The sequence below is a fragment of the Pseudomonas sp. XWY-1 genome (assembly GCF_002953115.1).
Lineage (GTDB): Bacteria > Pseudomonadota > Gammaproteobacteria > Pseudomonadales > Pseudomonadaceae > Aquipseudomonas > Aquipseudomonas alloputida.
Window position 1 is genome coordinate 2,120,278 of record NZ_CP026332.1, and the last position, 24,569, is coordinate 2,144,846.

Sequence of the window (24,569 nt, forward strand, 5' to 3'; positions counted from 1 at the left end):
CTCGGCTGCACGCTTTGTCTTGTTTGTATTTATTTTTGCATGATTTTTTGTCTTTTCGCAACGCCTAGCTGGGGGCGTTTTGCTGTGCCTGAAGCCTTCAGGCAAGGGCTGTCATGGCTGCTGCTTCGTCTTAGGGGCCGATCACCGTCGCAATTTCTCAGCGGGACGGTGGTTCATGGAGGGTTGTAGCGATAAGTCTTGTAAGAAATATACTGATATATTAGTGTTCTGCTTCGATTGGTTTTCTTGTAAGGCAAGCGCTGCCGTACCTCGGCATTGAGTCGTGCTCCATCAATGGGGCCTAAACCACAACTAATAGGTGAGTACATGAGCAGCAGTTCTACCCAGCACGAGACGTCCGGCCTTATCCGGCATTTCATCGATGGTGAGGTCGTTTCGTTCGAAGGCGAGCGCCAGGCCGATGTGTTCAACCCGGCGCTCGGCCAGGTCCAGGCGCAGGTCGCGCTGGCCTCGGCGATGACTGTCAACGAAGCTGTGGCTGCGGCCCGGGCGGCGTTCCCGGCCTGGTCGGAGCTGTCGCCGCTGCGTCGCTCGCGCATCCTGTTCCGTTTCAAGGAACTGCTCGACCAGCACCATGAGGAACTGGCCCGGCTGATTACCGCCGAACACGGCAAGGTGCTCTCCGACGCCATGGGCGAAGTGACCCGCGGCATCGAGATCGTCGAGTTTGCCTGCGGCGCGCCTTATCTGCTGAAAACCGCGTTCACCGACAATATCGGTGGCGGTATCGACAACTGGAACCTGCGCCAGGCCCTGGGCGTGTGCGCCGGCATCACGCCATTCAACTTCCCGGTGATGGTGCCACTGTGGATGATCCCGATGGCCCTGGCTACCGGTAATACCTTCGTCCTCAAGCCTTCCGAGCGCGATCCGTCGGCCAGTCTGCTGATGGCCCGCCTGCTCAAGGAAGCCGGCCTGCCGGACGGCGTGTTCAACGTGGTCCAGGGCGACAAGGTGGCGGTCGACGCACTGCTCCAGCATGACGACGTCGAGGCGATTTCCTTCGTAGGTTCGACGCCGATCGCCGAGTACATCCACCGCGAGGCGACCTCTCGTGGCAAGCGGGTACAAGCCCTGGGCGGGGCGAAGAACCATATGATTGTCATGCCGGATGCCGACCTCGACCAGGCCGCGGACGCGCTGATCGGCGCGGCCTACGGCTCGGCCGGCGAGCGCTGCATGGCGATCTCCATCGCCGTAGCGGTAGGCGATGTTGCCGATGAGTTGATCGCCCGGCTGCTGCCGCGTATCGATGCCCTGCGGGTGCGCAACGGTGTCGACCCGCAGGCCGATATGGGCCCGTTGGTCACGGCACTGCACAAGGGCAAGGTGGAGGGCTATATCGACAGCGGGGTCACGGAAGGGGCGAAGTTGATCGTCGATGGTCGCGGCCTGCAGGTGCCGGGGGCGGAGCAGGGCTTCTTCGTCGGTGCGACCCTGTTCGACCAGGTCACCCCGGAAATGACTATCTACAAGGAAGAAATCTTCGGCCCGGTGCTGGGTATCGTCCGGGTGCCGGACTTCGCCAGTGCGGTGAAGCTGATCAACGCCCACGAGTTCGGCAACGGCGTGTCCTGCTTCACCCGCGACGGCGGCGTGGCCCGGGCCTTTGCCCGCAGCATCCAGGTCGGCATGGTCGGTATCAACGTGCCGATCCCGGTGCCCATGGCCTGGCATTCCTTCGGCGGCTGGAAGCGCTCGCTGTTCGGTGAACACCACGCCTACGGCGAAGAAGCACTGCGCTTCTACACCCGCTACAAGAGCGTCATGCAGCGCTGGCCAGACAGCATCGCCAAGGGCCCCGAGTTCAGCATGCCCACCGCCAAGTGATGACCCGGCACGCCGGCGGCTGTCGGCGTGCCTTCCAACAACAAGACAGCGAGCACTGCCATGAGCAAACCCAAGCTGCTGATTACCGGCGCAGCGGGCCGGGTCGGGACCCTGTTGCGTCCGATCCTGCTCGACGACTACGACCTGCGCCTGTGCGACCTGAATCCCATCGAGGGCCTACGCGACGGCGAGCAGGCCGTAGTCGGTGACCTGGCCGATCCGGCCATCGCCAATGCCGCCGTGCGCGGCACCGTAGGGGTAATCCACCTGGCCGCCGCAGTGGCGCCGGACATCGCCTTTGCCGCGACCCTGGCGCCCAATTACGTCGCCGTTCTCAACCTGTTGGAGGCCTGCCGCGAGTTCGCTGTGGGGCGCTTCATCTTTGCCAGCAGCCATCACGCGGTGGGGCTGCACCCGGTCAGGAACGAGCCCTGGACCGCCAGCGCCTCGATCGCCCCCGACGGTTTCTACGGCCTGAGCAAGGCTTTCGGCGAGGCGGCCTGCGCCCTGTACGCTCACCGCTTTGGTATCGAATGCCTGGCCATCCGCATCGGGAATGCCGACCCGCAGGTGGTGGACGGTCGCCGCGAACGCCTGTGGGTCAGCGCCGCCGACCTGGTACAGATGATTCGCCTCGGCCTGGAAGGCCAAGGCGAGCCGTTCCGGGTGGTCTACGGCATTTCCAACTGCCCGCAGCCGCTGCTGAAGAACGATGAAGCCTTCGAGCGCCGCTATCGCCCGGTAGACCACTCGCCGCGCAACCACAGCGCCACGTTCCGCCCGTTCACCTACCTGACCGAGGAGGAGGGCGCCGGTTTTGTCGGCGGCTTCTTCGCCAAGAGTTCGCTCCCTGATCCGAGGAAAAACTGATGAAGATCGTCAAGGCTGAAGTCTCCATCGTCGAGATTCCCTTCCATCTGCGTGGTACCGGGGTCGGGATCATGCCCACCGCCTGGAAGAGCCTGGAGTTCGCCCTGATCCGTCTCGAGGACGAACTGGGTAATGTCGGCTGGGGCGAAGGGTTCGGCTACTTCACCGTGGATGCCACCAAGGCGATCATCGACCGCCTGATCCTGCCCAGCCTGATCGGCAGCACCATCGACGACATCCCGGCGTGGAACCGGCAGATGCAGCGCTCGATCCACATGTTCGGGCGCTACGGCATCACCATCTTCGCCATCGGCGGGGTGGATATCGCCCTCTGGGACCTGGCCGCCAAGCGCGCCGGCAAACCGCTCTACCAACTGCTCGGCGAGGGCCGCCGAGAGCAGATCCCGTTCTACGCCAGCATGGTGCGCTACGGCACCGAGGAACTGGCGACCATGACCTGTCGAGAGGTGATCGCCGCCGGGTTCAACAGTATCAAACTGCACGAGATCGACCTCGACATCATCGAGGCCTGCCGCCGTGTCGCCGGGCCGGACAAGAATATTTGCGTCGACGTGAACTGCGCCTGGTCGGTGGAGTTCGTCGAGCGCAACCGGGAGCGTCTCGAAGCCCTCAACCTGACCTGGGTGGAGGAGCCGGTGTACCCGCCGGAGGACTTCGCCGCACTGTCCAGCCTGCGTGGTTCGCTGCCGATCGCCGCCGGGGAGAACTGGACCACTTCGTTCCAGTTCGCCCAGGCCTTCCAGGCGGGCGCGGTGGATATCGTGCAACCCAGCGTGACCAAGGTCGGCGGCATTTCCGAATTCCTTGCCATCATCGAGCAGGCGGGCAAGGCCGGCAGCCAGTTGACGCCCCACTCGCCGTATTTCGGCCCGGGCTTCTTCGCCAGCCTGCACCTGGCGGCGGCCAACGCCTCGGTCCAGGCCTTGGAATACAACTTCGTGCAACCCGACGCCTGGCTGGCGGATGTGGAAGGGCTGCGCAGCGGCGACCTGATCAAGGTGCCGCAGGTGCCGGGCCTGGGTTTCGAGCCCGACTGCGACGTGATGAACAAGTACCGCCGGGGCTGAGCTCGCGGCGCAACGAGAGGTACGGACTATGCAGCCCAACAAGATCAAGGCGCTCTGGCGCGACGGTCAGCCGGTGGTCAACGGTTTCCTGTCAATTCCCTGTGCGTTCGTCAGTGAACTGATGGCCGAGCAGGGCTATGACGCACTGACTATCGACCTGCAGCACGGTGTGGTGGACTATCAGACTGCCGTTGGCATGCTCCAGGCTTTGCGCGCCAGTGGCGTGACACCAATGGTGCGGGTGCCCTGGCTGGAGCCGGCGAGCATCATGAAAGCCCTGGATGCCGGGGCCTACGGAGTGGTTTGCCCGATGATCAACACGGCGGAACAGGCGGCGCGGCTGGTCTCCTACATGCGCTACCCGCCGGCCGGGGTGCGCAGTTTCGGGCCGACCCGGGCGAGCATTTCCGCCGGCGCCGACTATGGCCGCGAAGCCAATGACAACATGCTCTGCTTCGCCATGATCGAGACCCGCGAGGCGTTGGACAACCTCGCCGAAATCGCTGCGACCCCGGGCCTGGACGGGCTGTACATCGGCCCGGCGGACCTGACCATCGGCCTGACCGGCATGCGTTATCCCACCGGCTTCGACCGCGAGGAGCCGGAAATCCTCGAGGCCATCCAGCATATTCTCTCCACCGCCAATGCCCATGGCATCAAGGCTGCGCTGCATTGTGGTTCGCCGGCCTATGCGTTGCGGGCGCTGCAGTGGGGCTTCGATATGGTCACCCTGGCCAATGACGTGCGCATGTTGACCAACGCAGCCGGGGCTGCCCTGAAACAGGTGCGCAGCGGACTTGGCGATCTGGCCGGAACGGGACAGCAGGTCGGGAGCCAGTACTGATGAGCCTGCTGGAGGCCGTGCACCAGTTCGGCCACGGGCCGCACAAGGTGATCGTGGTGCACGGCTGGATGGCCGGTGCCGCGCTGTTCGATCCGTTGCACGGCTGGCTTGACCCTGAGCGCTTCACCTATGCCTTCATGGATTGTCGCGGCTATGGCGCGCGGCGCGAGGCGCCAGGGCCATTCACCGTGGAGCAGATCGCCCGGGATATGCTGGACCTGGCCGACCTGCTGGACTGGTCGCACTTCAGCGTGGTCGGCCATTCCATGGCTGGCATGGCAGCGCAATGGCTCCAGGCCCATGCTGCCGAGCGTCTGGTGTCGGTGGTGCTGCTGGCCTCGGTACCCGCTAGTGGCGCGACGCTTTCCCCGGAGCGCAGGGCCTTGCTGGGCGAAGCCTTGCACGAGCCGCTGGCGCGTCAGTTGCTGATCTCGGCCAACGTCGGGCATTGCCAGGACGAGGAATGGCTGCGCGGCATGCTGCAACTGAGCCTGCGCACTACCTGGGTGGAAGCGATGAGCCGGTACCTTGAGTCCTGGAGCGGTGATGATTTCGCCGAGGCAGTGAAGGGGGTGAGGGTGCCCACGCTGGTACTGGTGGGCGAACGCGACCCGGGTTGCACCGTGGCCTCGATGAACGACACGCTGATGCGCTGGTTGCCGACGGCCCGGCTGGAGATTCTGCCGGCAGTCGGTCACTATCCGATGCGTGAGGCGCCTGCGGAGCTGGCGCGTGTCATCGAGACCTGGCTGTTGGCTCGCGCAGAAAGGTGCTGAAGGACGGAGCGGACACTGTGGGCTGGTTTATCCGCGATTACGAGAGAGGGCTCACTACCGCTATCGCTGGTAAACCCGCTCCCACAAGGTCCGCGTAAATCAAAGCGTCATGTCTTGTTCCAGGAACGTGTTCAGAGGGCCCTGTCACGGCATAAAACCGCTGTTCCCCATTCCAAAAAAGAAACCTGATACACCCTTGATAAGCTGCCAAATCCTGTTATCGTCATTCGCATACCAATATATTGGTATGCAGGAATACCGGAATTCGAGGAAAACCAACAATGAACAGCTCGAAATACCTCGCCTGTGTGGCTCTAGCCTTGAGCACCCTGTTTGGTGCGGGTGCGCACGCTGAGCAGAAATCACTGCGCATCGCTACCGAGGGCACTTATCCTCCTTTCAGTTACCTGGAAAACGGTCAGTTGAGCGGTTTCGATGTCGACATCGCCAAGGCGCTCTGCGAACGGATCCAGGCGCGCTGCGAAATCGTTTCCCAAGGCTGGGATGGCATGATTCCAGGACTGATGTCCGGCAAGTACGACGCTGTCGTCGCGTCCATGGCCATTACCGAGGAGCGCAAGCAGAAAATCGATTTCACCGACAAGTACTACGCGACGCCGGCGCGCTTTATCGCCGAGAAAAATGCCGGTATCACCGACACCTCGGTAGCCGGCATGGCCGGCAAGGTCATCGGCGTGCAAGGCTCCACCACCCAGGGCAGCTACCTTGAGGACTTCTACAAGGACTCTGAGATCAAAGTCTACAAGACCGTGGACGACGCGGCGATGGACCTCTCCAACGGCCGCCTGGATGCGGTGTTTTCCGACTCGGCGATTCTCTACCCCTGGCTGCAGACCAGCATCGGCGCATGCTGCGATTTCGTCGGGCAGGAAGTGCGCGATGACAAGTACTTCGGTGTCGGCAAGGGCATCGGCGTACGCAAGGAAGATCAGGCCTTGCGGGTAGAGCTGGACACGGCGATCAAGTCGCTGTTGGCCGATGGCACCTACCAGCGCATCAACCAAAAGTATTTCCCCTTCGCTATCTATTAAGAACGCGGTGCTACCGCGCCTCTCAACCTGTTGATAGCCCCATGCGCTGCGCATGGGGATGGGCCTGATTATGAGTGAATACCTGCAACTCCTTTCTTTTTCACCCGAGGGCTGGGGCTCTGCATTGCTCTCCGGCGCTGCGCTCACCCTGCAGTTGGCCCTGGCGACCTTGCCCCTTGGCCTCGCGCTGGGCCTGACCCTGGGGTTGTGCATGGACAGCAAGCGTCGCGCCGTGAGCCGCTCGGCTACGGTGTTCGTCACCGTGTTCCGCGGCCTGCCGGAGCTGCTGACGATCTTCATCATCTATTACGGCGTCCAGTTGCTGGTCAAGGAGGCTTCCGAGGCTATGGGCTTCAAGGCCTTCCAGGTCAACGGCTTCTTCGCCGGCATGCTGGCGCTGGGTCTGGTCTTCGGTGCCTTCTCCAGCGAAGTCTTTCTGACCGCCATCAAGGCCATCGCCAAGGGCCAGCGCGAGGCGGCCTTTGCCCTGGGGCTGTCACGGGTCGACATGTTTCGCTTCGTCACTGCACCGCAGCTGTGGCGCATCGCCTTGCCTGGCCTTGGCAACCTCTGGCTGGTGTTGCTCAAGGAGACATCGCTGCTCTCGGTGATCGCCCTGACCGACCTGATGCGCCAGACCTACCTGGCCGTCAGCAACACCAAGGAACCGTTCTTCTTCTACGCCGTGGCCTGCAGCATCTACCTGCTGTTTTCCATCGTGTCCGGCCAGGTGCTGCACCTGATGGAGAAGCGCGCCAACCGATTCTACGTGCGGAGTTGAGCATGGAACTGGAACTGCTTTCGACCTACGGCCCGAGGATGCTCGCCGGCCTGGGCATGACCCTGAAGATCGTCCTGCTGTCGGTGGCGCTTGGTGCGGTCTTGTCGTTGCCGCTGGCGGCGGCGCGGATGAGCCGCATCGGCTGGTTGCGTCGCCTGGCGTTCTGCTACACCTATCTGTTTCGCGGCACGCCGCTGTTGGCACAGACCTTCCTGGTCTACTACGGCGCCGGCCAGTTGCGTCCCGAGTTGCAGGAACTGGGCGTGTGGTGGTTCTTCCGCGATGCCTACTGGTGCACCGTGCTGACCTTCACCCTCAACACCGCCGCCTACCAGGCCGAGATCTGGCGTGGTGCCGTGCAGGCGGTGCCCCGTGGACAATGGGAAGTCGCCCATGCGCTGGGACTGTCGCGGCTCTCCGGCATCAAGGACGTGATCGTACCGCAGGCCTTCGTCGTGGCCCTGCGTCCGCTGAGCAACGAGCTGATCCTGATGCTCAAGTCGTCGGCCATCGCCAGTGTCATCGCTGTACCTGAACTGATGGGCACGACCAGCCTGGCGTTCTCGCGCTCTTTCGACTTCCAGGTCTACCTCTGGGCGGCCGTGCTCTACCTGAGCCTGGTGGAAACTATCCGCCGGCTGTGTGGTTGGATCAGCGCCCGCATTACCCGACACATCATTCATTGAGGGCCGCGCGATGATGCGATCACTCCCTATCGACAATAACCCGAACAACCAAGCGGAGGCGCGAAGCATGGGCGCAGAACAACAGGTCGAGGCGGGCAGCACGCTCGCGAAGAAAGCGGCGACCGGGCAACCCGTGGTGGTGATGCGCGACCTGAAAAAGTGGTACGCCGACTTCGCCGTGCTCAACGGCATCGACCTGGAGGTGCGCAAGGGCGAGCGTATCGTCGTGTGCGGCCCGTCCGGCAGTGGCAAGTCGACCCTCATTCGCTGCATCAATGGCCTGGAGGAATACCAGGAGGGCAAGCTGATCGTGAATGGCACCGAGATCGGTACCAATGGCAGCGGCGTGGACACCGTGCGCAAGGAGACCGGCATGGTGTTCCAGGGCTTCCACCTGTTTCCCCATCTCACCGCGCTGGAAAACTGCATGCTGGCACCCATGCGGGTGCTGAAGAAGACCAAGGCCCAGGCTATGGAGCAGGCTCAAGCCCTGTTGGAGCGCGTAGGCATGGCGGCCAAGGCCGGGCATTACCCCAGCCAGCTGTCCGGTGGCCAGCAGCAGCGGGTGGCGATCGCCCGGGCGCTGTGCATGAACCCGCAGATCATGTTGCTGGATGAACCCACCTCGGCACTCGACCCGGAAATGGTCAAGGAAGTGCTGGACGTGGTGCTGGGGCTGGCGGAGAGCGGTATCACGCTGCTCTGCGTAACCCATGAGATGGGCTTCGCCCGTCAGGCAGCAGATCGGGTGATCTTCATGGACCGCGGGCAGATCGTCGAACAGGCGGCGCCGGACGAGTTCTTCCAGGCACCGAAGAGTGAGCGGGCGCGGCAGTTCCTCAGCCAGATCCTGCACTGATCGAGCGCAACGGCGTGCGGAGCGGGGCAGGGTATGCGAGGCATCTTTCATCAGGACATGATCGACCAGGGCAAGCCGAAGGCGGCCCAGGTCTATCACCTGCTGCGCGCGGCCATCATCGGCTTGCAGTACACGCCTGGCGACGTGCTCGGCGAAAAGGACATCTGTGAAGCATTGGGTGTGTCGCGCACACCGGTTCGCGAAGCGATCCTGCGTCTGGTTGGCGAGCAGATGCTGGTGGTGCGACCCAATGCGGGGACCTATGTCAGCGCGATCCGGCTGCGGGATGTGCTGGAAGGCCAACTGGTGCGTGAAACCCTGGAGGCTCGCTGCGTGCGACTGGCAGCGAGGTTCTTCAAGCCCCGCTACGAGGATGAATTCGAGACCCTGTTCCTGCGCAAGCAGAAGGCCTACGAGCGGATGGAGTGCAACGAGTTCTATGCCTTGGACGAGGCCTTCCATCGGCTGATCTGCGAGTGTGCCGGCTATGCGCACCTGTGGCAGGTGATGCAGGGCGCCATGGGGCCGCTGGACCGGGTCAGGCGCCTGGCGTTTCCGGTACAGGAGCATTTCGACGAGGTGATCGATGAACATCGCCAGCTGTATCAGGCGATACGCGCTCATGACGAGGAAAGCGCCGAGCGGCTGATGACCCTGCATGTCAACAGTATCTTCGAGTCGCTGGAACATCTGGTGAAGGATCAACGCGGGCTGTTCATCGAAGGCCTGGCCCAGGAGGGCACACAGGGACTGCAGCAACTCAGCAATCGCGTGCGTTGAGGCGCTTGTTTTTTTTCGAGCAACTAATATATTAGTATTTCAAAAATGAGGATTTCCTCCATGAGCAATGAGCACAAGCCGGGCGACAGCCATGCCAGCCTGACCACCGAAGCGGGGGAGATCGGCAGCGAGCAGGCCAGACAGATCGCTGCCAGGTACTTCGGGGTCGAGGCCAGCGCGGTAAAACGGCTTATCAGCGAGCGTGACCACAACTTCCACCTGCAAGGCACCGACGGTGCCTATGTGCTGAAGATCGCCCACCCGGCGGAAGACCGGATGCTGGCCAATTTCCAGAGCGCGGCGCTACTGCATGTTGAGCAACGTGATCCCGGCCTGCATGTGCAGCGGGTGATTCGTGCGCTGGATGGCAGGAGCGAACTGGCGCTGGAGTTCGAGGGGCAGACCCGCATCGTGCGCATGGTCAGCTACCTGGAGGGCACCTTGCTGCGCCACGCTCCGGTGTCGCTGGAGCAGCAGTTCAACCTGGGGGTGGAGCTGGCTCGTCTGGGTGTGGCCCTGCGCGACTTCGAGCATCCGTCGGCTGATCACATGCTGCTCTGGGATATCCAGCACGCGGAACGCCTGCGGCCGATGTTCGACGTGTTCGAGCCGGTCCATCGGGCCTGGGTCGAAGAGGCGCTGGAGCGCTACGTGAGTCATGCCAAGCCGGTGCTGGCAGGCTTGCGTCGGCAGGTGGTGCACAACGACTTGAACTCCGACAACGCACTGGTCGATCCGCAGGACCCATCACGGGTGGCCGCACTCCTCGATTTCGGTGACATGGTCCGCACCGCGCTGGTCAACGATGTTGTGGTGGCGGTGGCCTATGCGCTGGGTGATGGCGAGCAACTGCTCGAAGCGCCGCGGGCCTTCATCGAGGGCTACCAGTCGGTCACGCCGCTCAGTGATGACGAACTGGCGATCTTCCATGACTTGCTGATGGTGCGCATGGCCCTGCGCCTGACCCTGACCGAATGGCGTGCCAGCCGTTTCCCGGAAAACCGCGACTACATCCTGCGCAACACCCCGCGTACCTGGACCCAGTTCGAGCAACTGCGGACCATGCCACGCCAACGAGTCGAGCAAATGCTGTTCGGCGAACGCGGGCTCGCCGCCAGCGCGATCGAATGGCGCGCCTGAAGCACCGCGCTTCGCATTACCCGGAATCCAGGCCGTCACGGCCCTATAACAAGTGTTTTTCTGGAGGTTGAGATGTCTGAGAACTATTCCGCCACTGCCGGTATGCAGAACGGCTTCGACCTGGCCCTGTTGCCGACCCTGAATGCCCACGAGCAAGCGGTGGTCGAGCGCCGCCAGCGTCTGCTGGGCCCGTGCTACAAGCTGATGTACCAGCACCCGGTAGAGTTCGTGCGGGCCGAAGGCGCCTATATGTATGGCCCCAACGGCGAGCAGTACCTGGACTGCTACAACAACGTGCCGTCCGTAGGGCACTGTCATCCGCGGGTGGTAGAGGCGGTCTCCCGTCAGTTGGCAACCCTCAACACCCACACCCGCTACATGGACGAGAAGATCCTCGACTACACCGAGCAACTGGTGGACACCTTCGGCGGCGGCATCGGCAGTGTCATGTACACCTGCACCGGTTCCGAAGCGGTGGACCTGGCCCTGCGCATCGCCAAGTTCCATACCGGCGGGACCGGCATCATCGTCACCGACTTCGCCTACCACGGCATCACCACCACCGTGGCGGCCATCTCCACCACCATGGGCAAATATGTGCCGGTGGACCAGCATGTGCGCACCGTACGCGCCCCGGATGCCTACCATGCCGAGCCTGGAGTAGATGTAGGCGAACGCCTGGCGGCGGAGATCGAAGCCGCCATTGCCGACATGCAGCGCCATGGCATCCGCTTCGCCGGCTTCATCGCCGACAGCATCTTCTCCACCGATGGCCTCCTGCCCGGCACTCCCGGCATGCTGAAGAAAGCCATCGAGGTGGTGCACAAGCATGGCGGCCTGTACATCGCCGACGAAGTCCAGCCCGGCTTCGCCCGTACCGGCCTGAACTTCTGGGGCTATCAGCGCCACGGCATCCAGCCGGACCTGGTGGTCATGGGTAAACCCATGGGCAATGGCCTGCCGATCGCGGGCGTTGCGGTCAAGCCGGAACTCCTCGCTGATTTCGGGCCGAAAGTACGCTATTTCAACACCTTCGGCGGTAACGCAGTGTGCATCTCCGCGGCTCAGGCAGTGCTGGATGTGATTCGTGACGAAGGCCTGCAGCAGAACTGCCACGACCTGGGCAACTACCTGCTGGACGGTTTCAAGAGCATCGCCCGGGAATATCCGCAGATTGGCGATGTACGCGGTGCTGGCCTGTATCACGCGGTCGAGTTCGTTACCGATCCCGAGAGCAAGGCGCCGGATGCAGCACTGACCTCCCGGGTAGTCAGCGGCCTGCGCGAGCGCAAGGTGCTGATCAGCACCACCGGCGTGGGTGAGAACTCGCTGAAGATCCGTCCGCTGTTGTGCTTCAAGCAGGCCCAGGCGGACCAGTTGCTGGAAACCTTCGCTCAGACCATGGCCGCGATCCAGGGTTAAGCAAGCCGGGCCGCGTTGCGGTCCTTCGCGAGCAAGCCCGCTTTCCGGATGGTTCCACGCAAAACTGTCCGGACCTGGGAGCGAGCTTGCTCGCGAAGGACCGTAACGCGGCCAGGATCTGCCACTTCGCGCTCAAGGAGCACACATTGAATATCTGCATGATCGGCCACGGCATGATGGGCACCTGGCATTCGCAGAGTCTGCGAGATGTCGACTGCGTGCTGCATAGCCTGGTCGGCCGCGAGCCCGACGCCACTGAAGCCTTCGCCCGTGAGTATGGTTATCGCCATTGGTACGTGGACTACCGCGAAGCGCTGCGCTCGCCGGAAATCGACATCGTCATCATCGCCGGGCCCAGCCAGAGCCACGCGGAAATGGCCCTGGCGGCGCTGGAGCAGGGCAAGCATGTGCTGGTGGAGATCCCGCTGGCGCTGAATCTGGACGATTGCGAACGCATCGTCGACACGGCCACGCGCCTGGGCCTGACTGTCGGCGTGGTCCACCCCATGCGTTTCCGGCGTGAGCACCGTCAGCTACTGGAGCGCCTGCAGTCCGGCGCAGAAACCGTGCTGCAAGTGCAGTCGCGGTTGTTCCTGCATCGCCGGGAAAACATCGGTTCCACCGGACTCAAGCGTTGCTGGACCGACAACCTGCTCTGGCATCACGGTGCGCATCTGGTGGATGTCGCCCTGTGGCTCACCGGCAACGGCGACCCCGCTGCCGCCGCTGCGCGGGTGACCAGCCTGAACGCATCGATGCCTGCCGCCGATCCGGTCACCGGAATTCCCATGGAGCTGGCCCTGCTGATGCACACGGACAGCCGCCAGGCAATGGTCTGCACCGGCTCCTACAACTCGACGCAGCGGATTTTCGACGTCTTCGTCGTCACCGATCGCGAGACCTATCGCCTGGACATCCTCGGCGCCACGCTGCAACAGGGAACTCAGCGACTGGAGGTGGACAGCGAACAGGACAACAACGCCCAGGTCGCCAGGGACTTCGTCGCCGCGGTGCGCGAGGGGCGGGAACCACTGGTCCCGGCACGTTCAGTATTGCCTGCGATGCGCCTGTTGCAGCGGATCGAACAGTACCCACTTCCTTAGTCATCATTCGAGGACAACCGCGATGGCCGAGCATCCTTCCCGCGACACCCGCGTCAGCATCCTGCGGGTCGTGCACCAGCGTCCCGCGATCACCATTCCGGCCGGGGCCTGTGACTGTCATGTCCATGTCTTCGGTCCCACCGAGCGCTTTCCATACTCGCCGTCACGACCCTATACGCCGGCGCCGGCATTGGTCGAGGACTTGATGGAGCATCAATGCATCCTCGGCCTGGAGCGCGTAGTGGTGGTGCAACCCAGCGTCTACGGAACCGACAACCGCTGCACCCTGGACGCCATCGCCCAGCTCGGCAGCGGCGCGCGGGGCGTGGCGGTGATCGACCCAAACACCTCGCTCGCTGAACTGGAAACCCTGGCACGTTCCGGCATTCGCGGTATTCGCCTGAACTTGGCGGCCGCTGCGGCGGATGCCCCGGCGGCACTGCGTGCACTCCGGCATGCCAACGAAGTGGCTGCCCAGTTCGATTGGCATATCCAGGTATTCGCACCCATCGAGGTGATCCAGAGCCTGCGTCGTGAGCTACGACAACTGGACGTGCCCCTGGTGCTCGATCATTTCGCCGGGGTGCATGCGAGTGCCGGGATCAAGAGCGAGGGCTTCAAGGCGTTGCTCGGACTGCTCGGCAGCGGTGATTGCCATGTGAAGGTATCGGCGCCCTATCTGGTTTCGGAGCAGCCATCGCTGGACGAGGTCGCGCCACTGCTACGCGGGCTGCTGGCGGCGGCGCCGGAGCGCTTGCTGTGGGGGTCGAACTGGCCGCACCCGTTGGGCGGCGTGGGCGATATCACTCGGGGGCCGGTGTCGATGTTCCGCGAGATCGACGACGGAGTGGCCCTGCAACGCCTGGCCCAGTGGCTGGAGGACGACGCACTGTTCGCCAGGATCCTGGTGGACAACCCGGCCGACCTTTACGGATTCAACAACCCGGCGTGAAGCCATGCGCCTGACGGACGACAACCATGAACAAGAAGAAAGCCGAAGACCTGAGAAGCGCACGCTGGTTCGCGCCCGATAACCTGCGCGGCTTCGGTCACCGCTCGCGGATCATGCAGATGGGCTATGCCCCCGCCGACTGGGCGGGGAAGCCCGTGATCGCCATTCTCAACACCTGGTCGGATATCAATCCGTGCCATGCCCACTTCAAGACGCGGGTCGATGACGTCAAGCGCGGCATCCTCCAGGCCGGGGGCTTTCCAGTGGAACTGCCGGCGCTGTCGCTGTCGGAGAACTTCGTCAAGCCGACCACCATGCTCTATCGCAACATGCTGGCCATGGAAGCTGAAGAACTGATCCGCTCCCATCCGGTGGATGGCGTGGTGCTGATGGGCGGCTGCGACAAGACCACTCCAGGCCTGCTGATGGGCGCCACCAGCGCGGGTCTGCCGGCGATCTACGTTCCTGCCGGGCCTATGCTGCGGGGTAACTGGAAAGGCAAGATTCTCGGTTCCGGCTCCGACGCCTGGAAATACTGGGATGAACGCCGTGCTGGCAATATCAGCGACAAGGACTGGCAGGACATCGAAGGCGGCATCGCCCGTAGTCATGGCCACTGCATGACCATGGGTACGGCTTCGACCATGACTGCGATCGCCGAGGCCATCGGCATGACGCTACCGGGGGCATCGTCGATTCCAGCGGCGGACGTCAACCATATCCGTATGTGTGCCGAAGCCGGGCGCCGTGCGGTGGAGATGGTCTGGGAGGACCTGGTCCCGGCGAGGGTGCAGAGCCGCGGAGCCTACGACAATGCGATTGCCGTGGCCATGGCCATGGGCTGCTCGACCAATGCCGTGATCCACTTGATCGCGATGGCACGCAGGGCAGGGCATGACCTCACCCTCGACGACCTGGATGCCGTCAGTCGTTACGTGCCGGTGATTGCCAATGTGCGCCCCAGTGGCGACCGATACCTGATGGAGGACTTCTTCTACGCAGGCGGTCTGCCGGCGCTGATGCGGGTCATCGGCACCTATTTGTCCCTCGATGAAATGACGGTCAACGGTCGTACAGTCGGGCAGAACATCGCCGAGGCCGAAGTCTACAACGAGGATGTGATCCGTCCGCTGAACAACCCGATCTATGCCGAAGGCGCGCTGGCGGTGCTCAAGGGCAACCTGGCCAACGACGGCTGTGTGATCAAGCCATGTGCCATGGAGTCGCGCCTGCTCAAGCACACCGGGCCGGCGATTGTTTTCGATGACTATCCGGCTCTGAAGGCCGTGATCGACAGCGACGACTTCGAGGTGACCGCCGACCATGTCCTCATCCTGCGAAACGCCGGCCCGCAAGGCGGCCCAGGCATGCCGGAGTGGGGCATGCTGCCGATTCCCGGCAAGCTGGTGAAACAGGGCGTACGGGACATGGTGCGGATCTCCGACTCGCGCATGAGCGGGACCAGTTATGGTGCCTGCATCCTTCATGTCGCACCAGAAAGTTACGTGGGCGGCACCCTGGCGTTGGTGCGCAACGGCGATCTGATCAGCGTGGACGTGGAAAACCGCAGTATCGAGCTGCAGGTGAGCGACGTGGAGCTGGCGGCACGACGCGCGGCCCTGCCGCCACCGCCGCCGCGCTTCGGCCGTGGTTATGGCTGGATGTTCGCGCAGCATATCCTCCAGGCGGACAAGGGCTGTGACTTCGATTTCCTCGAGACAGGATTCGGGGAAGCCAGCGGTGAACCAGCGATTTTCTGAATTCCAACCACTGTTTTACGGGAGTAACGCCACAGCTGACCAACATTCGATCCATAGCCTGTATGTTGCAACAAAACAAATATATTAATGTACGGCAAATAAGGTGGTGTCTATGAAACTTGCTAAATGTGTTCTGTTCGTGGCCCTCGGCCTGGGTTCAAGCCTCATGGCGGGCCTGGCATCGGCGGAGGAGGCCAGGGAGATCCGTATCGCCACGGAGGGGACCTATCCACCCTTCAGTTACCTGGACAAGGGCAAGCTGACCGGCTTCGATGTGGATATCGCCACCGCCATGTGCGAGCGGATGAAGGTCAAGTGCGAGATCGTTTCCCAGGAGTGGGACGGCATGATTCCTGGTCTGATCGCCGGCAAGTACGACGCCATCGTCGCTTCGATGAACATCACCGAGGAGCGCAAGAAGAAGATCGATTTCAGCAACAAGTACTACGCCACCCCAGCACGCTTCATCACGGTCAAGGACGGCGGGGTGAGCGCCATCGGTGCGGCCGACCTAGCGGGCAAAAGCATTGGCGTGCAGGTCTCGACCACCCAGTCCAACTACCTGGAGGAGAACTACAAGGACTCCGATATCAAGCAGTACAAGACGGTCGATGATGCTGCGATGGACCTGGCCAACGGTCGAATCGATGCCGTGTTCTCGGATGCCGCGCTGCTCTATGTATGGATGAAGACCAAGGATGGCGCCTGCTGCGCCTTCGTCGGTGGTGACGTGGTCAACGAGAAATACTTCGGGGTCGGCAAGGGCGTCGGCGTGCGCCAGGGTGATGTTGCGCTACGCGAGCAGTTCAACAAGGCCATCGCCGAGCTGCGTGCCGATGGCACCTACGAGAAGATCAACCAGAAGTACTTCCCGTTCTCCATCTATTGATCGTGTGAAGACGCCAGCCGGTGCGAGCCGGCTGGTGTTCGCGCATCAGGCATAAAGGTACTTGAAGGCTTCGAGGGAGTCGCAATTGGTGATGGTCGCCGAGTCTTCGGCAAAGAAGTTCGGGTGCTTGACCGAGAGCACCTTGAGGGTTTCGTAGATGCTGTCGATATGCACGCGCATAGCCTCGACGGCAGCCTCTTCGTCGCTGGCGCGGATCGCGTCGGCGATGCGCTCGTGCTCCTCGATCACTTCGGCGAACTGGTTCTGTGCCGGGAACGCCATGCGTCGGACCCGGTCCAGCTGGCCTTTGGCGCCGTTGAGCAGGCGCCACAGGTTGGGATAGCCGGAGCATTCGCAGATGACCCGGTGGAACTCTTCGTCGAGTGCATAGAACTCGTCGACGCTACGATGTTCCGAGGCGAACTTCTGGCGCATCAGCAGGGTGGTGAAGGGGTCGATGCGGTCCTTCTCGTAGAAGCGTGCGGCCAGGCGCACGGTACGGTATTCGATGCTCTCGCGCACGATCTGCCCTTCGATGACGTCCTTGAGCTTGATCAGGCTGACGCTGGTGCTGGAGTTGGGTTTGATGGTGATCAGCTTCTGGTTGGCCAGCTGCAGCACCGCTTCACGCAAGGGTGTCCGGGAGATATCCAGCTGTGCACACAACTCCTTTTCGCTGATCACGTCCCCTGGTTGAAGGCGCAGGGAAATGATCGCCGAGCGCAGCAACTCATAGACCTGGGCTGTCTTGGGCAGGCGGTGGTCGAGTAACTCGGGATGGAAAACAGGGGCATTCAATGAGATGACTCCACGAGCGGGCGAGAAAGATGTACTCGTATATTAGCGAAAGCGTGTCGATACCGTGAGGGCAAGATGCAGCAGGTTTTCTTGGGTGTTCAATCAGTACCCAGCATTTCGCGGGAAATGCGCACACCCATATCAGCCTGTCCGCCCGATTCAACGGTGAGCATATCGTCCAGGACCCGGGTGGTTTCGATGCACAACATGCCTGGCCATGCCTGCGGATCGAATTGATCCAGGGACGCTGCCCGTTCTTCCCCCGGGTTCCAGAGCACTGCACTGTGGCTGTTACGCGGCTCCATGACGATCCGTCGCTGCCAGGCAACATCTTCTATCACCAGTCGTTTCCCCAGCCCCTGATACATCCGCTCGATCAGTCCGCTGATACGTGGCTCGCAGGTCTGCCGAAACACTGCACGGTCCAGCAGGTTGTCCTGATAATCCGCGCCGGCGAAGCCGTGCAGCATCACGTCGCGTACGTCGCTCACCGCGTAGTAGCTGTGCAGAGCTGCCGCCATGGTGATTGCCCGTGGTCCCGCGTTGCTGATTTCCAGGCGGAGTTCGAGTGCTGCTTGTTCCAGTGTGATGTGGAGGCGGGCGGTCAGCCCATGGGTGTCGACGGGGGCCCGGAGTGTGAGCCTGGCATTCCGGGCGGTGGTGTGCAGGTGTTCCGGTGACCAGTCGACCTGCCTGACCAGGCCGTGGAAAGGTTGGTTCGCTCCGGGCCAATCGTTCCGCACGGGTTGCGGATTGCTGTCCAGCGTCGTGAACCAGGGCCAGCAGATCGGCACCCCGCCGCGAATCGGTTGACCTCTGGTGAAGTTGGCGTGGGGGTTGTTCCAGATGATCGAAGGTTCGCCAGCAAAGCCGTATTCCAGCACTTGTGCCCCCTGGGCGCTGACCAAGGCGAATGCATGACCTGACTGAAGGCGCCAGGCGCGAAAGTCTTGCACGAAGGTGGGGGAAATTGTGGCCGTCGGCATGGATGGGCTCCTTGAGGGGGTGTTGAATTCAATTGCAGGCTTAACCAATATATTAGTATAACAATGAATTGTGTAGAACCTTACGTGAGACTGGAGCGAATCGATGAAGCTGCTGCAATGGGGAGTTCAGGGAATGGAACGGCTGTCGTTCTCGCGCAAGTTCCAGGTCCTCCTGTTGGTTTTTCTGGTTCCTCTGGCATACGGACTTTGGGCATTGTGGGCCCGTTATCAAGATGAGCTGACCAGTATCGAAACCGAGCGCGGTGGTGTTGCGTTTCTGACGATGCTGGCCGACGAGCAGCGCCGGGCAGCCTTCGAACGCAACCTCGCGGCACGCTGGCGAGCGACCGATGTAGCGGCTCGTGGCGGTGATCTCTCGCAGTCGGATATGGACCAGTGGCTGCGCAGCCAGGACGAACGCTTGCAGAGTCTTGGAGCGCTCCTTGTTCAACTGCCCGGGGAGCCGGCCGGCGCTTTCTCCGACGCATTGAGTGCTGAAGTGAAACTTCTGGACACCGAACACCAGCGATTGGTCTCCGCTCGTCAGGATGCGCAGGCGCTCGCGAGCTGGTGGGCCGACGCACACAACGTCGCGACCCGTTCCCTGCAGGCCGCGCGCAACCTGATCGAGGTTGTCTCTGCTACCAACGGCTTGCGTCGCGACCCATGGATGGACACCTCCGAACTGATCACTATCGTCACTGCTGATGCACCGGCACTGACGATGCAATTAACCGGTTTGGCGAGCGTAGGGCAGGGGATCATCGGTTCCGGCGGGTTCAATCTGCTGACGCGTGCGCAACTCAGGGATGCGCTTGCCGCTACCCAAGCAACGCTGGAGGCACTGAATCACAGGGCCTCCAACCCGGACATGGCCCTGGTCATTGGACAGCGCTGGCAGCAGTCCACGCTGAGCACACTGGCGCAACTTGATCGACAGGTGAAACAGCTGGAGCGCGATTTTTTCCGTGGGGATGTCAAGTCTTTGGAGCCATTGTCGATCAGCCAGCGGATGGCCGAGGCGCTTAGTCTATCCGACGGTCTGCAGGCAGACGCCCTACGTCATCTTGACATTCGACTCCAGGCATACCACCAGCGTGCCTGGCAGGGCTCGATGGTTGCGGTGTCCCTATTCAGCCTGATGGCGCTCGCGGCGCTTTACGTGGTGCTCTGTGTTCAGCTGTCCATCCGCCGTAACACCGCTGCCATTACCCAAGTCGCTCATGCCCTTAGTGCCGGTGATCTCCGCGCGCGGGTCAGCATCATGGGCAGAGACGAGTTGGCGGTGATTGGTAGTGCGCTAAATTTGGCGCAAGAGCAGTTGCGAACCTCACTACAAGCGATCGACCAACAGACCCAAGGTGTCACCGCTACCGTTTCGATTCTGGATGATCAGGCCGGAGCCTCCGTGAGCGCAGCAGACAGCCAGCGCCAGCAGGTAGCCTTGATCGCTGCCGCGGCAATCGAACTGGCAAGTACGGCTAGAGGTGTCGCGCAGACGTGCGGTGTGGCCGTCAAGCATTCCAGCAAGGCACGCACCCTGGCCGATGCAGGGTATCAGCGCAGCGCTCAGACAACCCAAGGTATCCAGCAGTTGGCTGAACGGCTGGACGAAGCGACCGCGGCGCTTGCAACCTTGAAGGAGAAAACCCAACGGATCGACATGGTGGTCACGGTAATCAAAAGCATTGCCGATCAGACCAATCTCCTCGCGCTCAACGCTAGTATCGAGGCCGCTCGCGCTGGAGAACATGGACGTGGATTTGCAGTGGTTGCCGAGCAGGTCCGTGAGCTTTCAGCGAAAACCCAAGCCTCGACTGCAGAAATCGGTGATACCGTGGCCGACCTTCAGGAGGGTGTACGCGCTGCAGCGAGCTTCTTGCAAACAGCCTGCGAGCAATCCAAGGACGACGCTGCTGAGGTGGTGCGACTGGGAGAGCAGTTGCATCTGATCGCCGGGGCATCGCAGCAGGTAGGTGACATGCTTGAGCAGATTTCCGTCGCGGCAGATGAGCAGGCGGACACTGCAGAAGCCGTGAGCATGAACATTCTGCTGGTCGATGAAGCCTCGTCGCAGATACTGCTGAGTGCGACAGAAGTGAATGCCGTGGCACTGAGGTTGAAAGCAGGGTGTGAGGCCTTGAGGGAGAACACACAGTGCTTCCGTCTTACCGGTCCGGGCTGATCCCGAAGCTGTCGCCAAGTCAGGATATTTTCTTGATGAATTCGAGAACCTCTGAACGATCTAAGCCGGCGGTGGCGAGCCGACCGCGTACGCTGAGGCCCTTGAGCAACACGATCAGGGCTCGCGCGGTTTTCTCATCGAAATGTTTTTGAAGTGCCTTCACGGTTTTCTCGGACACCGCGTGGATGATCGCAACATGATCGTCATCCCAGAACCCGCCATTCAAAGGCAACGTCATGAACGCCACAAGCGATGTGCCTGTGTTCGTGGTGATCAGATCAGCCAGGAACTCGTGCATTTCCGTACGACTCGATGCTGCCTTCAGCGTATCGATACAGGATGCCTCGATAGTCTCAGCCAGTCTGGCCAAAGCTGCCGAAATGAGCTTGCACATGTCCTTGAAGTGGTAGGTCATCGTTCCTGGCGATATACCTACCTGACTAGCGACTCGCCGGTAGCTCAGACCAGCAACACCCTCTTTTGCGAGTAATGTCGAGGCTGCATCGACGATGGCGTCCTTGAGCGCAGACCGGGAGACGAGACGATTTGCACAGCGCGCCATTGTGAAAGCTCCGGTTGCGAGCCTGGCCCGCGAATGAAAGGAGGGGACAGGTGTTGTCAGCACCTTATTCCGATCTTGAATACGCTTGGCGCCGCGCCGAATCCCAGTACCGTCTCGGGTCTGGTCGCTAACGTGGTCATGTGCGGAAACCGGACATCAGCCGCTGCTGGTCGTTGGCGAGCGCATTGAGGCTGGCGCCGATGGTTGCGGCGTGCTCCGAATGGGTCGCCAACTCCTTCGTCACGTCCCTGATGGCGATTACCGTCTTGCTGACCTCTTCGGACACAGCGCTCTGTTCTTCAGCGGCACTCGCGATCTGCAGGTTCATGTCATTGATCACGGCCACCGCACCATTGATGTCATCCAGCACCTTGCTCGCCCGTCTCACCTCTTCGACACTGCTGGTGGCCTGGGCATGGCTGCGCTGCATAGCCTTGACCACCACCTGCGTGCCTGCTTGCAACTGTTCGATCACGACACGAATCTCGCTGACGGAGTCCTGGGTGCGCCGGGCCAGATGACGGACCTCGTCGGCCACCACGGCAAACCCCCGGCCGGATTCTCCTGCCCGCGCTGCCTCGATCGCCGCGTTGAGCGCCAGCAGGTTGGTCTGCTCGGCGATCGAGCGAATGACCTCCAGTACCCCGCCGATTTCATCGCTGCTGCTCGCCAGCCCCGAGACATCCTGTTGCGCCTGGTCGAGGTGCCGTGCGAGCTGGACGATCACGTCGCTGGTATGGCTGATGGCCCGCAGTCCCTCCTGGGTTGCTGCGTCCACATCCGCCACGGCGTTGGCGGCCTGGGCGGCACTTTGAGCCACTTCGTGGGACGTGGCGGTCATTTCCTGGGAGGCTGTCGCGACCAGGTCGATTTCCCTGAACTGCTGTTGCATGCCGGATAGACCCGAGGCCGCTACGGACGCGGCCTGGTCCGCGGTCGCCCGTGTGTCGTTCACCGAGCGGGTGACCGCTGCAATGACCGGTTGCAACTTGTCCAGGAAGCGGTTGAACGCAATCACAAGCCGGCCTATTTCATCGTTCTGGTGGTGTCTCAGCCTGTGGGTCAGGTCTCCGTCGCCGTCGGCGATCTCATCGAGTGCGAGTGCGACCCGCGTGATCGGTCGACTGATCGAATGGCCCAACCAGGCGATCAACAGCAATGCGGCCAGGGTAATGCAGCCACCGAGCAGCAGTTGGATCTGCATGCTGCGCGCGGAAACGTCGTCCAGTCGTTGCCCCACCTGGGAGGGTTCCAGGAGGTGGCTTATGGGGACGGAGACAAGCGAGGTCCACCAGGTGCCGTCGGGCGCCTGGAAGGGAGCCACGGCAAAGATGCTGTCCGCCTGGCTGACGATCCTGGCCTTGTCTGCCTCATGCTCACCCTTCAGCAACGCGTCGACGCCGGCATCGATCGTTGCCAGGGGCTTGCCCAGGTGATCTGCGGAAAGGCTATCGGCGGCCACCTGGCCGTCCGGGCTGACCAGCAATACCCTGCCGTAGCCGCCATACAGCTGGCGAGATGCGGTTGTGACGTGGCTTTGCAGGCTGGCCAGGCTGATGTCGACGCTCATCACACCTTCGGCACGTCCGGTGGTGCGCAGCGGCACGGCGACAGTGGCCATCAAGGTGCTGACGCCCGAGGCATCCGTGTAGGTGTAGGGATTGGTAAGACAGACAGCAGAACGCTCGATGGCGCAGGTATACCAGTACGTCGCAGTCGTGCCGTCGTCGATGATCTCCTTTTCGGGGATGGTGTACCCAGGAATGTGGGTCGAGTGGTAAACCGCGAACCGGCCGCGTTCGTTTCCCTCGGCGCTTTTGTCGACGAAGGCCTTGTCCCCCTCGGCCGGTTGTAGCGCCACGCCCACGCCGAAGGGCAGGGGATTCGCTTTCACGTGCATGTCCAGGGCATGGCCGATATCGGCGCGGATCTGGCTCTCACTCGACTGCCTGGCCGTCTGGTTCTGGCGTTCAAGCATGAGCTGCTGGCTCAATGTCGTGCCGAACTCCGTCGCCTGGAGAAAGAATGCCTGGGTCTGCCTGGCCTGGGCGCGCCCGACCTCGCTCAGGTAGGTTTGTGCATCCTGCTGAAGCATTTGCTCACTGGACTGCTTGACCATGAGTACCGAGCGATCGGACAGATACAAGGCGCTGCCGATCAAGGCGGCAACGGTGGCGGTGATGCAGAGACCGGCCAAAAGACAGATGCGTGTTCTGATCGAAAGACTGCTGAAAACTTCCATGAGCGTGTTCCACTGAGCCCCCGCGGGCTCTGTTAGGGTGATGGCTGGCGAGCATGAAAAAGGCCGCGAACGCGGCCTTTTTCGTCAACGGTGGGAAATTACTGCGCTTTGCATTCGGCCCAGAGGAAGGGGGCGATGGCAGCCTGGTCGAGGGTGACCCCCAGACCAGGTTCGGCGGTGATGCCCAGCTTGCCGTCGGCAATACGATCTTCCGGGGCGTTGTTCAGGATTTGCACGTATTTCGGCGAGTCGCTGAAGTACGGGTAGATCTCCATGGTCATGAAGTTCGGCAGGGTCACGCCAACCTGCATGGTCGCGGCGGTGCACAGCGAGCTGCCGCTCCTGGGCGGGGCAGGTCGAGACGCGCAGGTTGCCGGCTTCCCGCCAGTCGACATCGTTATCGCAAGCGCTGGCGTAAGCCCGAAACGCATCCTGCGCCCGGCTTCCGAGATAAGCGAGGTCAAGGGCGGCATCTACGCCCAGCGTCTTGACGTTGGACGCTAGCGACTGCCAGTACCCGTGAACGATTCCGCCATTGCGGGTGCTTGCGCCATCTCCAACGCGGAAGGCTTCAAGAACCGCGACCTGCAACTGCGGCCTGCGCTGCTTGAGGGTCAACGCTGTCCAAAGGCCGGTGAAGCCACCGCCGATGACTACGACGTCATATCTGGCCCCTCCCTTAAACGCGGGGGAGGGCTGACCTCTCGCAGTCTCGATATCGTACTGCCACCACGCTTGCTGGGACTCCAGATTTGCAGGAATAGGGCGGGGTATTTCCATGGCAAAGCACCTTGGGGAGAAATGGTAATTCACCTTGCAGCAATACGGGTGCCAAAATTTATTCATTTATAAATCAGGTGCTTAGCGTTAGTTGTCTCAAAAGTAAGAGTGTTATCTGAGCACTCGAACGGCATTGCCAACAAGGCAGAGCTATTCGCCAACC

Annotated in this window: 22 protein-coding genes and 2 pseudogenes; 18 read left to right on the plus strand and 6 right to left on the minus strand. The window is 62.0% G+C overall.

The window, feature by feature from the left end; genetic code table 11:
- Positions 1 to 327: 327 nt before the first annotated feature.
- The 16 genes from PRJ_RS09875 to PRJ_RS09950 all read left to right on the plus strand — a co-directional run bounded on the left by PRJ_RS09875 (position 328) and on the right by PRJ_RS09950 (position 16,853).
- The gene (locus PRJ_RS09875; RefSeq protein WP_104961256.1) at positions 328 to 1,851 is read left to right on the plus strand and encodes a CoA-acylating methylmalonate-semialdehyde dehydrogenase; all 1,524 of its coding nucleotides are present in this window, start codon (positions 328 to 330) and stop codon (positions 1,849 to 1,851) included.
- A 60-nt stretch (positions 1,852 to 1,911) separates the two neighbouring features.
- Positions 1,912 to 2,721 (plus strand): NAD(P)-dependent oxidoreductase, encoded by an 810-nt coding sequence (locus PRJ_RS09880; protein ID WP_104961257.1) that lies wholly within the window; start codon positions 1,912 to 1,914, stop codon positions 2,719 to 2,721.
- Positions 2,721 to 3,809 (plus strand): mandelate racemase/muconate lactonizing enzyme family protein, encoded by a 1,089-nt coding sequence (locus PRJ_RS09885; protein ID WP_104961258.1) that lies wholly within the window; start codon positions 2,721 to 2,723, stop codon positions 3,807 to 3,809. Before PRJ_RS09880 ends, PRJ_RS09885 begins: the two co-directional genes overlap by 1 nt.
- A 28-nt stretch (positions 3,810 to 3,837) precedes the next feature.
- Complete coding sequence (locus PRJ_RS09890; RefSeq protein ID WP_104961259.1) at positions 3,838 to 4,653, plus strand: HpcH/HpaI aldolase/citrate lyase family protein; 816 nt, start codon at positions 3,838 to 3,840, stop codon at positions 4,651 to 4,653.
- A complete protein-coding gene (locus PRJ_RS09895; protein WP_104961260.1) occupies positions 4,653 to 5,429 on the plus strand; it encodes an alpha/beta fold hydrolase in 777 nt (258 codons plus the stop codon). The genes PRJ_RS09890 and PRJ_RS09895 overlap by 1 nt, the downstream gene beginning before the upstream one ends.
- Positions 5,430 to 5,710: 281 nt before the next feature.
- The gene (locus tag PRJ_RS09900) at positions 5,711 to 6,481 is read left to right on the plus strand and encodes a lysine/arginine/ornithine ABC transporter substrate-binding protein (RefSeq protein WP_104961261.1); all 771 of its coding nucleotides are present in this window, start codon (positions 5,711 to 5,713) and stop codon (positions 6,479 to 6,481) included.
- A 70-nt stretch (positions 6,482 to 6,551) separates the two neighbouring features.
- Complete coding sequence (locus tag PRJ_RS09905; RefSeq protein ID WP_104962862.1) at positions 6,552 to 7,262, plus strand: ABC transporter permease; 711 nt, start codon at positions 6,552 to 6,554, stop codon at positions 7,260 to 7,262.
- A gap of 2 nt (positions 7,263 to 7,264) precedes the next feature.
- The gene (locus PRJ_RS09910; RefSeq protein WP_104961262.1) at positions 7,265 to 7,948 is read left to right on the plus strand and encodes an ABC transporter permease; all 684 of its coding nucleotides are present in this window, start codon (positions 7,265 to 7,267) and stop codon (positions 7,946 to 7,948) included.
- A gap of 67 nt (positions 7,949 to 8,015) precedes the next feature.
- A complete protein-coding gene (locus PRJ_RS09915; protein WP_274094584.1) occupies positions 8,016 to 8,807 on the plus strand; it encodes an amino acid ABC transporter ATP-binding protein in 792 nt (263 codons plus the stop codon).
- A 33-nt stretch (positions 8,808 to 8,840) separates the two neighbouring features.
- On the plus strand, positions 8,841 to 9,587 hold the full coding sequence (locus PRJ_RS09920; RefSeq protein WP_104961264.1) for a GntR family transcriptional regulator: 747 nt from the start codon (positions 8,841 to 8,843) through the stop codon (positions 9,585 to 9,587).
- Positions 9,588 to 9,647: 60 nt separating this feature from the next.
- Positions 9,648 to 10,727 (plus strand): phosphotransferase, encoded by a 1,080-nt coding sequence (locus PRJ_RS09925; RefSeq protein WP_158682552.1) that lies wholly within the window; start codon positions 9,648 to 9,650, stop codon positions 10,725 to 10,727.
- A 72-nt stretch (positions 10,728 to 10,799) separates the two neighbouring features.
- Positions 10,800 to 12,149 carry an aspartate aminotransferase family protein gene (locus PRJ_RS09930; RefSeq protein WP_104961266.1) on the plus strand — a complete coding sequence of 450 codons (1,350 nt, stop codon included), beginning with the start codon at positions 10,800 to 10,802 and terminating at the stop codon, positions 12,147 to 12,149.
- 146 nt (positions 12,150 to 12,295) lie between these two features.
- Positions 12,296 to 13,252: a Gfo/Idh/MocA family protein gene (locus PRJ_RS09935; RefSeq protein ID WP_256597951.1), complete on the plus strand. Its 957-nt coding sequence runs from the start codon at positions 12,296 to 12,298 to the stop codon at positions 13,250 to 13,252.
- A 22-nt stretch (positions 13,253 to 13,274) separates the two neighbouring features.
- Positions 13,275 to 14,204 (plus strand): amidohydrolase, encoded by a 930-nt coding sequence (locus PRJ_RS09940; protein ID WP_104961268.1) that lies wholly within the window; start codon positions 13,275 to 13,277, stop codon positions 14,202 to 14,204.
- Between the two features lie 26 nt (positions 14,205 to 14,230).
- A complete protein-coding gene (gene araD, locus PRJ_RS09945) occupies positions 14,231 to 15,964 on the plus strand; it encodes an L-arabinonate dehydratase (RefSeq protein ID WP_104961269.1) in 1,734 nt (577 codons plus the stop codon).
- Between the two features lie 112 nt (positions 15,965 to 16,076).
- Positions 16,077 to 16,853, plus strand: a complete 777-nt coding sequence (locus tag PRJ_RS09950) for a lysine/arginine/ornithine ABC transporter substrate-binding protein (protein WP_104961270.1) — start codon at positions 16,077 to 16,079, stop codon at positions 16,851 to 16,853.
- 45 nt (positions 16,854 to 16,898) lie between these two features.
- Here the strand turns inward: PRJ_RS09950 and PRJ_RS09955 are convergent, their stop codons facing one another.
- Positions 16,899 to 17,651 carry a GntR family transcriptional regulator gene (locus PRJ_RS09955; RefSeq protein ID WP_104961271.1) on the minus strand — a complete coding sequence of 251 codons (753 nt, stop codon included), beginning with the start codon at positions 17,649 to 17,651 and terminating at the stop codon, positions 16,899 to 16,901.
- 98 nt (positions 17,652 to 17,749) lie between these two features.
- Complete coding sequence (locus tag PRJ_RS09960; RefSeq protein ID WP_104961272.1) at positions 17,750 to 18,637, minus strand: D-hexose-6-phosphate mutarotase; 888 nt, start codon at positions 18,635 to 18,637, stop codon at positions 17,750 to 17,752.
- A 1,141-nt stretch (positions 18,638 to 19,778) separates the two neighbouring features.
- Between PRJ_RS09960 and PRJ_RS30655 the strand changes: the two are divergent.
- Together PRJ_RS30655 and PRJ_RS30660 are read left to right on the plus strand one after the other, a co-directional pair.
- Positions 19,779 to 19,952: pseudogene (locus PRJ_RS30655) on the plus strand (HAMP domain-containing protein); the annotation flags it as partial.
- 93 nt (positions 19,953 to 20,045) lie between these two features.
- Positions 20,046 to 20,822, plus strand: coding sequence for a methyl-accepting chemotaxis protein (locus tag PRJ_RS30660; protein WP_371928150.1), 777 nt, complete (start codon positions 20,046 to 20,048; stop codon positions 20,820 to 20,822).
- A gap of 19 nt (positions 20,823 to 20,841) precedes the next feature.
- Here PRJ_RS30660 and PRJ_RS09970 read toward each other — a convergent pair whose 3' ends face one another.
- The 4 genes and pseudogenes from PRJ_RS09970 to PRJ_RS09980 all read right to left on the minus strand — a co-directional run bounded on the left by PRJ_RS09970 (position 20,842) and on the right by PRJ_RS09980 (position 24,472).
- Positions 20,842 to 21,384 carry a TetR/AcrR family transcriptional regulator gene (locus PRJ_RS09970; protein WP_104961274.1) on the minus strand — a complete coding sequence of 181 codons (543 nt, stop codon included), beginning with the start codon at positions 21,382 to 21,384 and terminating at the stop codon, positions 20,842 to 20,844.
- A 136-nt stretch (positions 21,385 to 21,520) separates the two neighbouring features.
- Complete coding sequence (locus PRJ_RS30665) at positions 21,521 to 22,276, minus strand: methyl-accepting chemotaxis protein (RefSeq protein WP_371928151.1); 756 nt, start codon at positions 22,274 to 22,276, stop codon at positions 21,521 to 21,523.
- 102 nt (positions 22,277 to 22,378) lie between these two features.
- Positions 22,379 to 23,626 (minus strand): annotated as a pseudogene (locus PRJ_RS30670) (HAMP domain-containing protein); the annotation flags it as partial.
- A gap of 84 nt (positions 23,627 to 23,710) precedes the next feature.
- Positions 23,711 to 24,472, minus strand: a complete 762-nt coding sequence (locus tag PRJ_RS09980; RefSeq protein ID WP_104961276.1) for an FAD-dependent oxidoreductase — start codon at positions 24,470 to 24,472, stop codon at positions 23,711 to 23,713.
- Between the last annotated feature and the right edge of the window lie 97 nt (positions 24,473 to 24,569).

Coding starts and splice junctions, on each gene's coding strand:
- PRJ_RS09950 (WP_104961270.1), top strand. CDS start 16,077: ATGAAACTTGCTAAATGTGTTCTGTTCGTGGCCCTCGGCCTGGGTTCA.
- PRJ_RS09875 (WP_104961256.1), top strand. CDS start 328: ATGAGCAGCAGTTCTACCCAGCACGAGACGTCCGGCCTTATCCGGCAT.
- PRJ_RS09905 (WP_104962862.1), top strand. CDS start 6,552: ATGAGTGAATACCTGCAACTCCTTTCTTTTTCACCCGAGGGCTGGGGC.
- PRJ_RS09930 (WP_104961266.1), top strand. CDS start 10,800: ATGTCTGAGAACTATTCCGCCACTGCCGGTATGCAGAACGGCTTCGAC.
- PRJ_RS30665 (WP_371928151.1), bottom strand. CDS start 22,276: ATGCAACAGCAGTTCAGGGAAATCGACCTGGTCGCGACAGCCTCCCAG.
- PRJ_RS09915 (WP_274094584.1), top strand. CDS start 8,016: ATGGGCGCAGAACAACAGGTCGAGGCGGGCAGCACGCTCGCGAAGAAA.
- PRJ_RS09895 (WP_104961260.1), top strand. CDS start 4,653: ATGAGCCTGCTGGAGGCCGTGCACCAGTTCGGCCACGGGCCGCACAAG.
- PRJ_RS09980 (WP_104961276.1), bottom strand. CDS start 24,472: ATGAATAAATTTTGGCACCCGTATTGCTGCAAGGTGAATTACCATTTC.
- PRJ_RS09910 (WP_104961262.1), top strand. CDS start 7,265: ATGGAACTGGAACTGCTTTCGACCTACGGCCCGAGGATGCTCGCCGGC.
- PRJ_RS09925 (WP_158682552.1), top strand. CDS start 9,648: ATGAGCAATGAGCACAAGCCGGGCGACAGCCATGCCAGCCTGACCACC.
- PRJ_RS09920 (WP_104961264.1), top strand. CDS start 8,841: ATGCGAGGCATCTTTCATCAGGACATGATCGACCAGGGCAAGCCGAAG.
- PRJ_RS09970 (WP_104961274.1), bottom strand. CDS start 21,384: ATGGCGCGCTGTGCAAATCGTCTCGTCTCCCGGTCTGCGCTCAAGGAC.
- PRJ_RS09880 (WP_104961257.1), top strand. CDS start 1,912: ATGAGCAAACCCAAGCTGCTGATTACCGGCGCAGCGGGCCGGGTCGGG.
- PRJ_RS09890 (WP_104961259.1), top strand. CDS start 3,838: ATGCAGCCCAACAAGATCAAGGCGCTCTGGCGCGACGGTCAGCCGGTG.
- PRJ_RS09960 (WP_104961272.1), bottom strand. CDS start 18,637: ATGCCGACGGCCACAATTTCCCCCACCTTCGTGCAAGACTTTCGCGCC.
- PRJ_RS09940 (WP_104961268.1), top strand. CDS start 13,275: ATGGCCGAGCATCCTTCCCGCGACACCCGCGTCAGCATCCTGCGGGTC.
- araD (WP_104961269.1), top strand. CDS start 14,231: ATGAACAAGAAGAAAGCCGAAGACCTGAGAAGCGCACGCTGGTTCGCG.
- PRJ_RS09885 (WP_104961258.1), top strand. CDS start 2,721: ATGAAGATCGTCAAGGCTGAAGTCTCCATCGTCGAGATTCCCTTCCAT.
- PRJ_RS09900 (WP_104961261.1), top strand. CDS start 5,711: ATGAACAGCTCGAAATACCTCGCCTGTGTGGCTCTAGCCTTGAGCACC.